General features: G+C 69.6%; 15 protein-coding genes. 7 read left to right on the forward strand and 8 right to left on the reverse strand.

Annotated features, from left to right (window positions below; all coding sequences use genetic code 11):
* Nucleotides 1-19 precede the first annotated feature (19 nt).
* Both AB0B61_RS31600 and AB0B61_RS31605 read left to right on the forward strand, forming a co-directional pair.
* Complete coding sequence (locus AB0B61_RS31600) at nt 20-613, forward strand: YciI family protein (protein ID WP_358439511.1); 594 nt, start codon at nt 20-22, stop codon at nt 611-613.
* Nucleotides 610-1392, forward strand: a complete 783-nt coding sequence (locus AB0B61_RS31605) for a CPBP family intramembrane glutamic endopeptidase (RefSeq protein WP_358439514.1) — start codon at nt 610-612, stop codon at nt 1390-1392. The genes AB0B61_RS31600 and AB0B61_RS31605 overlap by 4 nt, the downstream gene beginning before the upstream one ends.
* A 70-nt stretch (nt 1393-1462) precedes the next feature.
* Here AB0B61_RS31605 and AB0B61_RS31610 read toward each other — a convergent pair whose 3' ends face one another.
* From AB0B61_RS31610 to AB0B61_RS31620, 3 genes are read right to left on the reverse strand one after another with little or no spacing between them, the layout of a single operon-like run.
* Complete coding sequence (locus AB0B61_RS31610; protein ID WP_358439517.1) at nt 1463-2224, reverse strand: ATP-binding cassette domain-containing protein; 762 nt, start codon at nt 2222-2224, stop codon at nt 1463-1465.
* Nucleotides 2221-3189 carry an ABC transporter permease gene (locus tag AB0B61_RS31615; protein ID WP_358439520.1) on the reverse strand — a complete coding sequence of 323 codons (969 nt, stop codon included), beginning with the start codon at nt 3187-3189 and terminating at the stop codon, nt 2221-2223. The genes AB0B61_RS31610 and AB0B61_RS31615 overlap by 4 nt, the downstream gene beginning before the upstream one ends.
* The gene (locus AB0B61_RS31620; protein ID WP_358439523.1) at nt 3182-4324 is read right to left on the reverse strand and encodes a sugar ABC transporter substrate-binding protein; all 1143 of its coding nucleotides are present in this window, start codon (nt 4322-4324) and stop codon (nt 3182-3184) included. The genes AB0B61_RS31615 and AB0B61_RS31620 overlap by 8 nt, the downstream gene beginning before the upstream one ends.
* Before the next feature lie 278 nt (nt 4325-4602).
* Between AB0B61_RS31620 and AB0B61_RS31625 the strand changes: the two genes are divergently transcribed.
* Genes AB0B61_RS31625 through AB0B61_RS31635 form a run of 3 tightly spaced genes read left to right on the forward strand, consistent with a single transcriptional unit; the run spans nt 4603 to nt 6455 of the window.
* Nucleotides 4603-4965 (forward strand): YbaB/EbfC family nucleoid-associated protein, encoded by a 363-nt coding sequence (locus AB0B61_RS31625; RefSeq protein ID WP_358439526.1) that lies wholly within the window; start codon nt 4603-4605, stop codon nt 4963-4965.
* Between the two features lie 14 nt (nt 4966-4979).
* The gene (locus tag AB0B61_RS31630; protein WP_358439528.1) at nt 4980-5882 is read left to right on the forward strand and encodes a hypothetical protein; all 903 of its coding nucleotides are present in this window, start codon (nt 4980-4982) and stop codon (nt 5880-5882) included.
* Nucleotides 5883-5885: 3 nt separating this feature from the next.
* Nucleotides 5886-6455: a hypothetical protein gene (locus tag AB0B61_RS31635; protein ID WP_358439531.1), complete on the forward strand. Its 570-nt coding sequence runs from the start codon at nt 5886-5888 to the stop codon at nt 6453-6455.
* Between the two features lie 6 nt (nt 6456-6461).
* On the opposite strand, the gene AB0B61_RS31640 is transcribed toward AB0B61_RS31635, so the two are convergent.
* Nucleotides 6462-6827 (reverse strand): ArsC/Spx/MgsR family protein, encoded by a 366-nt coding sequence (locus AB0B61_RS31640; RefSeq protein ID WP_358439534.1) that lies wholly within the window; start codon nt 6825-6827, stop codon nt 6462-6464.
* Nucleotides 6828-7274: 447 nt separating this feature from the next.
* On the opposite strand from AB0B61_RS31640, the gene AB0B61_RS31645 reads away from it, so the two are divergent.
* On the forward strand, nt 7275-8159 hold the full coding sequence (locus AB0B61_RS31645) for a CAP domain-containing protein (RefSeq protein WP_358439536.1): 885 nt from the start codon (nt 7275-7277) through the stop codon (nt 8157-8159).
* 126 nt (nt 8160-8285) lie between these two features.
* Here AB0B61_RS31645 and AB0B61_RS31650 read toward each other — a convergent pair whose 3' ends face one another.
* From AB0B61_RS31650 to AB0B61_RS31665, 4 genes are all read right to left on the reverse strand, one after another.
* A complete protein-coding gene (locus AB0B61_RS31650; RefSeq protein WP_358439539.1) occupies nt 8286-8693 on the reverse strand; it encodes a cupin domain-containing protein in 408 nt (135 codons plus the stop codon).
* A 9-nt stretch (nt 8694-8702) separates the two neighbouring features.
* Entirely contained in the window at nt 8703-9524 is an 822-nt protein-coding gene (locus AB0B61_RS31655) for a phosphoenolpyruvate hydrolase family protein (protein ID WP_358439541.1), read from the reverse strand.
* A gap of 54 nt (nt 9525-9578) precedes the next feature.
* Nucleotides 9579-10808, reverse strand: a complete 1230-nt coding sequence (locus tag AB0B61_RS31660) for a Tm-1-like ATP-binding domain-containing protein (protein ID WP_358439544.1) — start codon at nt 10806-10808, stop codon at nt 9579-9581.
* Nucleotides 10809-10894: 86 nt separating this feature from the next.
* On the reverse strand, nt 10895-12124 hold the full coding sequence (locus AB0B61_RS31665) for a transposase (RefSeq protein WP_358439546.1): 1230 nt from the start codon (nt 12122-12124) through the stop codon (nt 10895-10897).
* Nucleotides 12125-12645: 521 nt separating this feature from the next.
* Between AB0B61_RS31665 and AB0B61_RS31670 the strand changes: the two genes are divergently transcribed.
* Nucleotides 12646-13176: an N-acetyltransferase gene (locus AB0B61_RS31670; protein ID WP_358439549.1), complete on the forward strand. Its 531-nt coding sequence runs from the start codon at nt 12646-12648 to the stop codon at nt 13174-13176.
* The last annotated feature ends 56 nt before the right edge of the window (nt 13177-13232 follow it).

Consider the following 13232-nt stretch of genomic DNA (forward strand, 5'->3'; position numbering starts at 1 on the left):
GGTAGTACACACTGTGGGGATGGAGTTCTTCTGCTACCACCGCGATCGGCCCGGCTCGGTGGCGCTGCGCGACGAGTTGCTGGAGGAGCACTGGTCGTACATGGACGGGTACGCGAAGGAGATGATCGCCCGCGGCCCGACCTTCGCCGCCGGCGACGACGAGACGCCCACCGGCAGCGTGCACATCCTCGACCTGCCGGATGCCGCCGCCGCCCGCGCGTTCGCCTTCGACGAGCCCAACTACCAGGCCGGCGTCTACCGTGACGTGCTGGTGCGCCGGTGGCGCAACCTGCTGGGGCGCACCATGTGGGACTTCCCCGGTGGCCGGACCGATGGCGGCAAATACCTGGTGCTCGGCCTGGGCTCAGGGCAGGCCGCCGATCTCACCGTGCCGCCCGGCCGGGACGAGCTGATCGCGTACGGGCCGCTGCTGGCCGACGACGGCACCACCTGGCTGGGCACGGCGGCGCTGCTCCGGGCGCCGGACCAGGACGCGGCACGCGCCATCCTGACCCCGGACCGGTACGCCGACATCGAGGTCCACGACTATGACTTCGGCGGGCGGCCGGACAGCTGGCCGACGGATCCTCAACCTCCCGCATCGCGGCCATGACCGCGCAGTCCCCCGCCACACCACTGCCGACTCTCGGGCCGAGGCTGATCAAGGCCGAGATCATCGTGGTGTTCTCCGTCTCGCTGGGGGCCAGTGGCCTCCTGGCGCTCGTCCGGCTGATCGGCGCGCTCACGGCGCCCGAGGAGCTGAAGGGCCAGCAGGCCGTGCTCGTCCGGTCGCTGGCTCCGGGGCGGCCCTGGCTGGACCTGACGTTGCAGCTCGTCGACATCGCGATCAGCGTGGCCCCGGTCGCGCTCGTCGCCTACCTGCTGGTCCGCTCCGGCGAGTCGATGCGGACCATCGGCGTCGACCTCCGCGAGCCGCGCCGCGACCTGGTGCGCGGCGCCCTGCTGGCGGCCGCGATCGGCGGGTCCGGGCTGGCCTTCTACCTGGTCGTGTACGCCATCGGGATCAACCTCTCGGTGGTCGCCGGGCAGTTGCCCGACGTGTGGTGGCGGATCCCGGTCCTGCTGCTGGCCGCCGCGCAGAACGGCGTGCTCGAAGAGGTGCTCGTCAGCGGCTACCTGCTGCACCGGCTGGAGCAGGCGGGATGGACGCCCTGGCGCTCCGTCGTGGTGGCGGCGCTGTTGCGCGGCTCGTACCACCTCTATCAGGGGTTCGGCGGTTTCGTCGGGAACGTGGTGATGGGGCTGGTGTTCGGCCGCCTGTACCAGCGCTGGGGGCGGGCCATGCCGCTCGTCGTCGCGCACACGCTCATCGACGCCGTCGCCTTCGCCGGTTACGCCGCCCTGCACGGCAAGGTGAGCTGGCTCCCCTGAGCGGGCAACCCGCTCACCCGAGCGGGGGCGAGCCGGCTCCCCTGAGCCCGCTCACCTTGCCGTGCGGGCGTCACTGCGGTGCTCCTCTCGTGCGGGCTCGGCGATACTCCGCCACGACCAGGTCCGTGAGCTCCTGGAGCGAGGTCCGCGCCGTGGGCTTGTCGAAGGTGATCGTGCCGTGCTGGAGGAGGTTGACCCGGTCGCAGACCTCCAGGATCTGGGCGTAGTTGTGGGCGATGATCACGATGGACACCTCGCCACGCGCCTTGAGATCGCTGACCAGGTCGAGGATCAGCGCGCCCTCCTTGGCGCCCATGGCGGCCAGCGGCTCGTCGAGCAGCAGGATCCTCGATCGCGAGTAAACCGAGCGGGCCACGGCGATCGCCTGCCGCTGCCCGCCCGAGAGCTTGGCCACCTCGACGTCGACCGAGGGGATGCGGACCCCCATGGCCTCCAGGTGCTCGGCGGCCAGCCGGCGCATGCGCCGGTTGCTCAGCAGCCGCCCGAACCCGACGTGCTCGCGGCCCAGGAACATGTTGTGGTAGACGCTGAGCTCGTTGATCAGGGCGAGGTCCTGGTAGACGATGTCGATGCCCAGCGATCGCGCCTGCCGTACGGACTTCAGCGCGATCTCCTCGCCGTCGAGCAGGATGCGGCCCGAGTCGGGCTGGTGAAACCCGCACAGGAGCTTGACCAGCGTGGACTTGCCCGCGCCGTTGTCGCCGATGAGCCCCAGCACCTCCCCCTGCTCCAGGGTCAGGCTGACCTCCTGGAGCGCGGTGACCGCGCCGAACCGCTTGGACAGGGACTCGGTACGAAGGATCGCGGTCATGTCCGTCCCGCCCTTCGCAACCGGGTCAACGAGACGTTCGCGATCATGGACAGCAGGATCGCGGCACCCAGGATGAGGAAGTACGGGTTGGCGGAGATGCCGATGAGGTTCATCCCGTTCTGGAGCTCGGCCAGCACCAGCGCCCCGAGCGCGCAGCCGATGATGGTCCCGGACCCGCCCGCGAGCGCCGTGCCACCGATCACCGCCGCCGAGACCGCGGTGAACATCAGTCCGGTGCCGCCGCCGATGTTCGGATCGATGGTGTGGATGCGGAACGCCTCGATCAGCCCGGCGAACGCTCCCAACGTCCCGCCAATCATGAAATTTCCTATCTTGATGCGGCCGGTGCGCACGCCCGCCTCCGAGGCGCCCAGCGGGTTGCCGCCGACCGCGATCGTGTGCAGCCCCCACCGGGTCCTGGTCAGCAGGATGTGCAGCACGGTCACGATGGCCAGGGCCCAGCCGAGGTGCGCCCAGTTCGCCGCGCCGAGCCACTGCCCGATCGTCCCGTCCACGGCGGCGGGGATCTCGGCCGGATAGGCGTGCGAGGTGGTGAGCACCACACCGGTCACCGCGTAGAAGGTGCCCAGCGTGGTCACGAACGACGGCACCCGCAGCACGACGGTGACGAACCCGTTCCCGAACCCGATCGCGGTCCCCGTCAGCAGCGCCAGCAGGATCGCCGGGATCGCGGGCACCCCCCAGAAGTCGATGGCGTAGTGCATCATGAACGGCGCCAGCGCCGCCACCACCCCCACCGACAGGTCGATCTCGCCGCTGACCAGCAGCAGGACCGTGCCGCACGCGACGATCGCCGCGGGAGCGGTGGCCTGGGAGATGTTGACCAGGTTGTCGTAGGAGACGAAGACGTTCGTCACCGACACGAAGTACAGTCCCAGGCCGATCGCGACCACCAGGACACTGGCCTCCCGGTGCCGCAGGAACTCCTCGCGGATCCTACGCATGAGGGATGGCACCGGAGCGTGGCACGAGCTTCTGCGCGGTGTCGGAGCCCTCGAAGCGGGTCTTGGTGGTCTGGTAGGGGCCGACGTTGTCCTTCGTCACGAAGAGCAGGCCGGTGTTGGTCTCGGAGGGGAAGAGCAGCCCGCCGGACAGCTTGTAGAGGTACAGGTAGAGCACGGGCAGGAAGCCCTGGAGGTAGGGCTGCTGGTCGATGGTGTAGTCGAGGTCCCCGTTCTTGATCGCCGTCAGGGTCTCGGGTACGAGGTCGAAGCCGCCGGCGACCTTGAGCCCCTTGCTCCGCATGCCGTACTTCTTGACCGTCTGCCCGATCGACTGGGTGGATCCGGCGTCGACGGCGAGCATCCCGGCCAGGTTCGCGTGGCCTTGGGCGTACGCGTCGATGATCGACAGGCCCTTGGTGATGTCGGCGTTCGTGCCGACCGGAGTGAACTTGACGGGTTTCCCGGAGTCCTTGATCGCCTGCTGGGCGCCGTCGATCCGCGGCTGGATGTTGAGCGCGCCGGGGGTGGCGATGAATCCGGCGATCTCGCCGGAGTCCACCTGCTGAAGGGCCCGCTGGCCGAGGGCGTACCCCGACTCGTAGAGTCCCTGGCCGATGTAGGCCAGCCGCGCGCTGCCCTTGTCGTCACGGGCGCCGTCGGCGTTGTACGACACCACGGGGATCCCCGCGTCCAGCGCCTTGGCGACCGGCTCGCGGAAGGCGGCCTTGTCCACCACCGCCACCGCGAGCCCGTCGGCCTTGGCCGAGATGGCGGTGTTGCAGGCGTTGACCATCTCGGCCACGATCGAGTCCTTCGAGCCGGTCCACTGGAAGTCGGTGCCGAGCAGCGCGCACGCGTCCTGCGCCCCGTACTGGGTGGGGGTGAAGAACGGGTTCGTGGTGACGTGGCAGACGAGCACGAACTTCCACTTGGGCGTCGCGGGGAAGTCCCCGGAAGCGCCCGAGCCGCCGGACGCGGCGGGTTTGCCCTGGCTGGAGGTGCACGCTGCGAGCAGCGCGGACGCCGCGGCCGAGGCGCTGACCAGACCGGCGCCGGAGAGCAGGCGCCGCCGGGCGACCGGGTTGAGGTTGAGGGTTTCGACTGCCTCTTCGACCTTGGGAGGGATCTTTTCCATGTGCTCGACCTCTAGTTCCTGACGGATGGGTCCAGGGGTGGTCGCTTCCCCCCGTCAGCACGCCCAATGAAAAAGCTAAAAGGTTTTAGGAGGGTGTCAATGGGTCATCCTGGACTGACCTGCCGGGAGCGTTGGTAAATCCTTTATTTCCGACCGTTAACCTTCCATTTGTAGGGGCTACGATCTACGTGACACGCGAGGCGGGTGTGTGAGACGAGCCTCGTGGGGACGTACTCATGTCATGCCTTGCCGACGCGCACCGACCTCTGGGAGACCCGATGACATCGCCCGCAGACGCGCTCCGGGGAAGCGGAGATCCGGAGATCGAGCGGCTGCTCGCGCAGTTCAACGCGGACGTCGCGCAGGTGGAGCAGCTCAGGGACCGGATCACCGAGGTGCGCGGCCGGGGTGAGGCGGCGGACGGGCGGGTGGTCGCCGAGACCGCGCCGACCGGCGCGCTCGTGGGCCTCACGATCGATCCGCGCGCCATGCGGCTGGGCTCCGACGAGCTGGCCGCCGCGATCCTCGAAGCGGCCGGGGCCGCGGCGCGGAACGCGGAGGAGGAGATGACCGACCTGGTCGATCCGTTCATCGCGGACACCGTGCTGGGGTCGACCCGTCGCCCCCGGGACAGCCGGTAGCCGGCTGATCTCCCATGGCCATCAGTCCCGCACGCGGTGCGATCTATGGCGTCGGTGCGGTCGGCATCGGCGCCTTCGTGTTCAAGATGCTCGCGGTCGACTACCCGGACGGCGATCCGGCCAAGACCCGGCAGGCCGCCGCCGTCTGGGCGCGGCTCGCGGACCGGCTCGAGCAGAGCCAGAACCGGACCTACCCGTTCGCCGAGGCGGTGTGGAAGCGCAACGGCGGCGAAGGGATCGAGGCCTACAAGAAGGCCGTGACCGCCGGGCTCTATCCGAACCCGCCCGCGCTGGGCTACGCCGACAAGCTCGCCCAGCGCTGCCGGCAGAACAGCGAGGCGTGCCTGGAGTACGCGGAGGCCATCGAGAAGGCGCAGCACGCGTACTGGACCCTCGCCCTGGCCAACCTCGCCAGCTTCATGTTCATCACCACCTTTCCCTGGCAGGCCGGGGCCGCCTACCAGCTCACCCAGTTCCTCATGCGGCGGGCCGAGGCGGGCCTGCTGGCGAAACTGCTCGAACACAACATCGCCCGGATCGTGCTGAGCAAGCTCACCGAGTACAGCATCGGCAGCGCCTTCTTCGCGGTCGGCGACGTGGGCGTGGTGGCCGGGGTCAAAGCGCTGCGCGGCGAGGACCCGGGCTCGTGGGGCGACAACGGGAAGCAGATGCTGAAGGAGTTCACCGCGTCGGTCGCGTTCTACGGCGCCTTTGACGCCGCCATGCCGGCGGCCAGAGCGGTGAGCAAGAACGCCGATGTGCAGTACTTCATCAGCCGGATGGTAGGCGGATCCACCTACGGCCCCACGTACGACGCCCTGAACGGGGAGAGCGGCGGGGACCTCGTCCCCACCTGGAAACAGACGCTCGGCAGGGTGCTGCTCTATTTCACGATGGCCCACAAACCAGCGGGATGACGCATGGCTCCTGAACCTGACCCCAAGCCGCCGGAGCGGCCGGAGACCGTCACCATCACGCCGCCCGGCGGGGACTACGACTCACTCTGGGAGATCGCCGAGCGGCTCTTCGAGGACCCCTCACGCTGGGAGAGCATCTACCAGGCGAACCGCGACATCCTCGACAGCCCCCACGACGTGCGGCCGGGCATGCGGCTCCGCCTTCCGATGGAGATCTACCCAGGTCACATCAGGTCCGCCGCCACGGGCTTCGACACCGAGAAACACGACCTCGGCGAATTCGTCAACGCCGCGGCGGCGGAGCTGAACGCCATCGGCAACTTCTGGGGCGACGACAAACTGGGGACCACCTTCTTCAAGGGCGAAGGCGGCCGCGTGGGCTACGAGGCCGTGTCAGGTCAGATCATCGAGGGCATCGACGCCCTCCAGGACGCCCATCACGAGATCCCGAAGCGCCTGCGGCTCGTGGCCGACCGGACCGAGGTCACCGACTGGGAGAACGTGACCACCGTCCTCGCGGCACTCCCCACCCCCGACCCCGATCAGCCGGTCTGGGGCGAGCCACACCGTTAACGGCGGTCAGGACGAGCGCGACAGCACCGAGCGGACGGCCTCCGGGGTACGGCCGACGACGGCCGCCCCGTCCCCGGCGGTGATGATCGGGCGCTGGATGAGCATCGGGTGGCTGGCCAGCGCCTTGATCCAGCGGTTGCGGTTGGCCGCGTCGCGGGGCCAACCGGCGATGCCGAGATCGGTGGCCGTGGCCTCGCCGAACCGGGTGATGTCCCACGGTTCGAGGCGCAGCCTGGTGAGCACCTCGCGCAGTTCGAGCTCGTTGGGCGGGTCGTCGAGGTAGCGGCGGATGGTGTATTCGGCGTTCTCGGTGTCCAGGAGTTCGAGCGCGGAGGTGCACTTGGAGCAGTCGGGGTTGATCCAGATCTCCATGCTGACTTCCTTTGGGGATGCGAGGAGCGCGGAGCCATCCGGCAAGGCGTCCCATGGAGAAACAGGGGGCGCACTGGACGTGGCCAACCCCCTATTTCACTAGCAAGTGTTAGCCATACGGATTACCACGTCAATCTGCGACACCGCTTGTACGGCTTCCGCAACCCGGATACGCGCCGCGTCGAGCCGGGGTTCAGCCGCCTCGCCCACCACGGCATAGAGCACCTCGGTCACAGAGAGTGACAAAACGGGCGTCACTTAAGTAAAATCCCAAACCACCTCTTACGGCCGCAAATCCCCGGCCGAGCAGGGGCTCCCGACGCCTCAGGCCTCCCTCTGGTTTACCCCCATCACACATTGATGTCCGAAATTTCATGACAAAGGGTGCCTAGCACCGACAGAATGCGGAACGCCCACCCGCCGTCCATCCATACGGAGGACACCCATATGCGTAGACCCCTAGGGGTACTCGCGTGTGTCGTGAGCCTGGCCACCCTCGGTGCGCCGGTCGCCACGGCTCACGCCGCGACGGTGCCGCAACCCGCATGCCGCGTGACCGTGGCCAAGCCGCAGGTCACCGCCGCCGGAAAGATCCAGACATCCGCCACCAGGCGCGGCTGCGAGGGCAGCGCCCTCGTCCGCGTCCGCGTCATGCGCGCGGTGGCCGGTCCCGACCGGGTCGTCAAGAGCGCGTCAGGCAGGGGCATCAGCCCCCGGGTCACGGTCTCGATGCTGTGCGCTCCCGGTGTCTACTACGCGGTCGCCACCGACTACGCCGGCAACTCCGGCAAGTCGCGGCCGGTCCGGCTGTCGTCCTGCACGCCGACCACGCCGACTCCGACTCCCACCGACACGACCACGCCGACGCCATCACCGTCGCCGACGGTCACCACTCCCACTCCCGTTCCCACCAACACGACCAATCCGCCGACTGACGCGGTGGGAACGGCCGACGAGAACGAGGTCCTGCGGCTGACCAACGCGGAGCGGGCGAAGGGCGGCTGCAAGCCGCTCAAGCACGACGCGCAGCTGCACAAGGCCGCCTTCGGCCACTCCTCCGACATGGCGACCAAGAACTACTTCAGCCACACCTCGCAGGACGGCCGCAGCTTCATGGACCGCATCCGCGGGGCGGGCTTCACCGGCGGAACGGGCTGGGCCGAGAACATCGCCATGGGCCAGCCGACCCCGGCCTCGGTGGTCACCGGCTGGATGAACAGCGCGGGCCACAAGGCCAACATCATGAACTGCAAGTACAACCTCATAGGTGTCGGCGCGGCCAAGAACTCCAAGGGCCAGATCTACTGGACCCAGGACTTCGCCGCCAAGTAGCGGCCGCCCGAGCAGAACGATGCCCCGCGGCCGGCCGCCCGGCCGCGGGGCATCACCTTGTGTCAGTGCTCGCCGTGTCAGTGCTCGCCGTGTCAGTGCTCGCCGGGCCACCCGGCTGGGCGCTCGTCAGGCCTGACGCCACTCCGCAACGCTGCCGGGCTCGTGCAGGTGCAGGTCGGGGGCCCCTTCCAGGGCCTTCTCCTCGCCACCGGGCGTGTACGTGACGATCAGCCGCAACGGCCGCCAGGTCGAGTTGAACGTCGAGTGGTAGGCCCCCGCCGGAATGTGCACGGTGTCACCCTCTTTGATCGCGAACGGCTCACCGTCGTCGACCATCTGCGACGCCTCACCCGAGATGACGTAGATGATCTCCTCGGCCGTCGGGTGGTTGTGCCGGGCGTGTCCCTGCCCGGGATTGATGATGACCTCGCCCAGCGTGCTGCTCGCCCCCTCGATGGCCGACGGGGTGACGAACCACTTGATGGACCCCCAGTCGAAGGCCATCGTGGGCACGGCGTCCGGACTGACGTGCATGGCAGCTCCTCAGAAGTTCAGCGCCTTGAAGGCTCGTACCTGCTCGGTGATGGCCCGCTCCGTGGGCAGCCGCTCGACGGACGAGGCGCCGAAGAAGCCCACCACGCCCTCGGTACGCGACAGGACATGGGCCGCGTCGGCGGGCTCGGCGATCGGGCCGCCGTGGCAGAGCACGAGGATGTCGGGCCGGACGGCCGCCGCCGCGTCGCGCATGGCCTGCACCCGGGTCACGGCCTCGTCCAGGGTCAGGGCGGTGCCCGCGCCGATGCTGCCCTTGGTGGTCAGCCCGACATGCGGGACCAGCACGTCGGCGCCGGCCTCGGCCATGGCGCGGGCCTGGTCCTCGTCGAAGACGTACGGGGCCGTCACCAGGTCGCGCTCGTGGGCCAGCCGGACCATCTCCACCTCCAGCTCGTAGCCCATGCCGGTCTCCTCCAGGTTCTGCCGGAAGACGCCGTCGTACAGGCCCACGGTGGGGAAGTTCTGGACGCCCGCGAAGCCCATCGCGGCCAGCTGGTCGAGGAAGCGCGGCATGACCCGGAACGGGTCGGTGCCGCAGACACCCGCGAGCACCGGGGCGTCGGCGACGACGGGCAGCACCTCGGCGGCCATCTCGACGACGATCTGGTTCGCGTCGCCATAGGGCAGCAGCCCGGCCAGCGAGCCGCGCCCGGCCATCCGATAGCGGCCGGAGTTGTAGATGATGATCAGATCGACGCCGCCGGCCTCGGCGCACTTGGCCGACAGGCCGGTGCCCGCGCCCGCGCCGATCACCGGCCGCCCCTCCGCGACGGTGCGGCGCAGCCTGGCCAGCACCTCCTGCCTGGTCATGAGGCATCCCCTCCGAGCTGCCTGGTCACGAGGCATCCCCTCCGAGCTGCCTGGTCATGCGGAATCCTCTCCCGAGATCAGGCGATGCAGCCGCTCGGCCATCGCCCGGCCGAACTCCGGATCGTTGATGTGCAGGTCGAACCGCGTGGTCGCGGGAAAGGCGGCCAGCGCCTCGAAGCAGGCCGCGTCGGCCTTGGGATCGTGAAAGTCCATGCCCGGCGCGTCCAGGGCGGACACGCCGCCCAGCGGGACGAACAGCTCCGTCGGACCGCTCGCCGCGCCGAGCTTGGCGGCCACCCGGGCGCCCAGCTCGGCCATCTCCTCCGGCGTGGTGCGCATCAGCGTGACGGTCGGGTTGTGCACGTACAGCAGCCGGCCCGCGAACCGCTCGGGCACGGTGTCGCGCGGGCCGAAGTTGACCATGTCCAGCGCGCCAGGGGCGACCACCTGCGGCACGCCGTGCGCGCCCGCCGCCGTCAGCCGGTCCGGGCCGGCCGACAGCACCCCGCCGACCAGGTCGTCCGCCAGTTCGGTGGTGGTCAGATCCAGCACCCCGGCCAGCAGCCCGCTCGCCGCCAGCCCCTCCAGCGCCCGGCCGCCCGATCCGGTCGCGTGGAAGACCAGCACCTCGTAGCCGAGCTCGGCCAGCCGCTCGCGCGCCGCGTCCACGGCGGGCGTGGTCACGCCGAACATCGACGCGCCGATCAGCGGCCGTTCGTCGCTCTGCGTCGTACGCACCGCCCTGGCCAGCTGGTGTGCCTTGGCCATGCCCGCTGACGCGGCGGCCGCGTTGCCGAGGATCGCCCGGGAGACCCGGTTGACGCCGGCGATGTCGACCACGCTGTACATCAGCGTGACGTCCCTTGCCCCGACATAAGGCGACACATCACCCGACGCCATCGTGGACACGATCAGCTTGGGCAGGCCGATCGGCAGATCGCGGACGGCCCGCGCGGCGATCGACGACCCGCCGCTGCCGCCCACGGCCAGCACCGCGTCGACCCGGCCCTCGGCGTACAGCCCGGCCATGATCGCCGCCGCGCCCTCGCCCATGGCGGTGACGGCGGCCCCGCGGTCGCCCCCCTCCTGGAGCGCCCGCAGGTCACCTCCCGCCGCCTCGGCCACCCGCGCGTTGGAGACGTCGGCGAGCAGCGGCTCGCCGGGCTCGTTCACTCCGGCGTCGACCACGAGCACGTCGCTGCCCAGCTCCACCAGCCGGTTGCGCAGCCAGGCGTACTCCTCGCCCTTGGTGTCGAGCGTCCCGATCAGTACGACGGTCGGCATCTCACGCCACACCCCTCTGTTCGAAGACCTTCTTCGCCACATTGATCGCGTTGATCGCCCTTGGGAAGCCCGCGTACTGGACGCAATCAACTACCACCGTTTGAAGCTGGTGGTTTGCTCTCACGGTCCCGTCTGGCTGAGGGGAGGCCGGTAGCGTGTGGCTGGTTGATGTCAGCCCAGCCCGCTATGCCGCGTGTGGCGATGTTGCGGGCTGCGATGTGGTCGGCGTGCCCAGCGAGGCCACACCTTTTGCAGACGAACCGGCCCCGCGCCGGCCGGTTCGTCCTGCTGATGTGCCCGCACTCCGGACACGTCTGCGAGGTGTAGGCGGGGTCGACCAGCAGGAAGGCGATCCCGGCCCGGGCGGCCTTGTAGCGAGTGAACGTGATCTGCTGGGCGAATGCCCAGCTGTGCAGGGTGCGCCGCTGGAACCGGTGAGCCCTTACCCGGCCGCGGATGCCCTGCAGGTCCTCCAGGGCGATGCCGCGGCCGGTGCGTTCGGCTTCACGCACCACGAACGTGCTGATCTGGTGGTTGAGGTCGGTCATCATCCGGTGCTCACGCCCGGCAAGGCGGCGCAGCACCCGCCGCGCCGCAGACGTCCCCTTCTTCTGCAGCCGTCGGCGTTGGCGGTGGCGGCGCTGCCGCAGGGTGCGGACGTGGCCGTTGCCGCCGACCGGCCCCGGCAGCGCCGGGCCGGGCAGCACCACGCCATCGGAGGTGACCGCCAGGTTCGCCACCCCTTGATCCACCCCCATAAAGCCGCCGACCGGCTCACGCACCACCGGCTTCGCCAGCGTGACCGCGACCTGCAGCAGCCACACGCCGCACCGGCAGATCAGGTCGGCCTCGCCGAAAGGCAGTGCCTCGATGGCTTTGAGGTCTTCTGGCCGGCCGGTGTAGGGGACGGTGACGCGGCCGGTGGGGGTCCAGAGCGACACCGTGCGGGCGTCCCGGTTGAAGCTCATCAGCCGGGCGTCATAGGGGACAGCGCCGTACGGGCGGAAGATGTGGGCGCGTTTCTTGCTGGCGCGCCGGTTGGCGTAGGCGCCGGCGACCCGGGCGATCGCGCGGATGGCGGCTTGCGCGCCGAGCCCGGCCAGCTGCCCGCGCACCTCGTAGTAGGCCAGCCGATGCAGCTCCAGCACGGTGAAGACGCGGTGCTGCCAGGCCAGCCGGGACACGACGGTGGCCGCCTGATTGCACAGCAGCACCGCCGCGGCCAGCGCCTCGGCCTGAGCCGGGGCGGGCGCGAGCCGCAGTTGCACGACCGTGGGCAGGCCGTGGCGTTTGGTGGCGGAGCGGCGGATCGCCATCGCGCACCTCCTGTAACAGCGCTCTCACCCACCGCACACGTTACCGAACGTGACCGATAGTTTCCATACTGTTTTCGAAAGGAGGGGTGGCGCTCCCCTCCTGACCCTGAAGGATCGGGTCTCCGCGCCACTATTCAGATGAATGATCACCTGGACGATCCCACTGGCGTGCGGCCCACGTTGAGCCCCGCATCGATGTGCCCGGTGAGCTGAGCTTCGACGTCACCGATGCGAACCCTGCAGGACGACGAACCCCCGACATCCGGCGAAGAGCGGATGACCTCGGCCGTGCGGGGCGACACATCGGGTAGCCATGCGGTACCTTGATCGACGTCGGTGGAAACGACGGCTTGTATGCCGGTTGAGCAGGAAGGGAGCGAGGAGCGTATGACCGCCCGTTGGGTGGCCGCTGTTGTGCGCGGCATCTCCTCCTCTGTCCTTCCGGGCTGCCCGGGAGCCGGTCACTGCCGCTGAGCTCGGCCGTTCTCCGCGGGAGCCCTCTCTTCCGATGAAGGGTTCCGTTGAACACCACACCGCTCGACATCATGCCGTTCAACATCTCCACGCGGGCGGAAGCGCCCGAAGACGCCGCTGCCATCCGCGCGGTGAACCTGTCGGCCTTCCCCACCCCGCTGGAAGCCGACCTCGTCGAGGCGCTGCGCCTCGACCCGGCCTGGATTCCGGGCCTGTCCTGGGTGGGGGTCGCCCCTGACGGGGAGATCGTCGCCTACGCCCTCCTCACCCGCTGCCACGTCGGGCAGGCGCCCGCGCTGGCCCTCGGGCCGGTGGCCGTGTCGCAGGCCGTACAGAGGCAGGGGGCGGGCGCGGTGGTCACCCGGGCGGCGCTCCAGGCGGCCCGCGAGCTGGGCGAGAGTGTCGTGGTCGTGCTCGGGCATCCCGAGTACTACCCGCGCTTCGGGTTCACGATCGCCTCCGGGCACGGCATCGGCGTGTCCTTCGACGTGCCCGACGAGGCGTTGATGGCCATGTCGCTGGATGGGAGCCCGCTACCGGCGGGCACGATCCGCTACGCGCCGCCGTTCGGCGTGTGATCCCGCGCTGAGCCGGCACGAAAAAGCCGCGCCGCCGTACCAGTTCAGCTGGTACG

Source organism: Nonomuraea sp. NPDC049158, from assembly GCF_040648335.1.
Taxonomy (GTDB): domain Bacteria; phylum Actinomycetota; class Actinomycetes; order Streptosporangiales; family Streptosporangiaceae; genus Nonomuraea.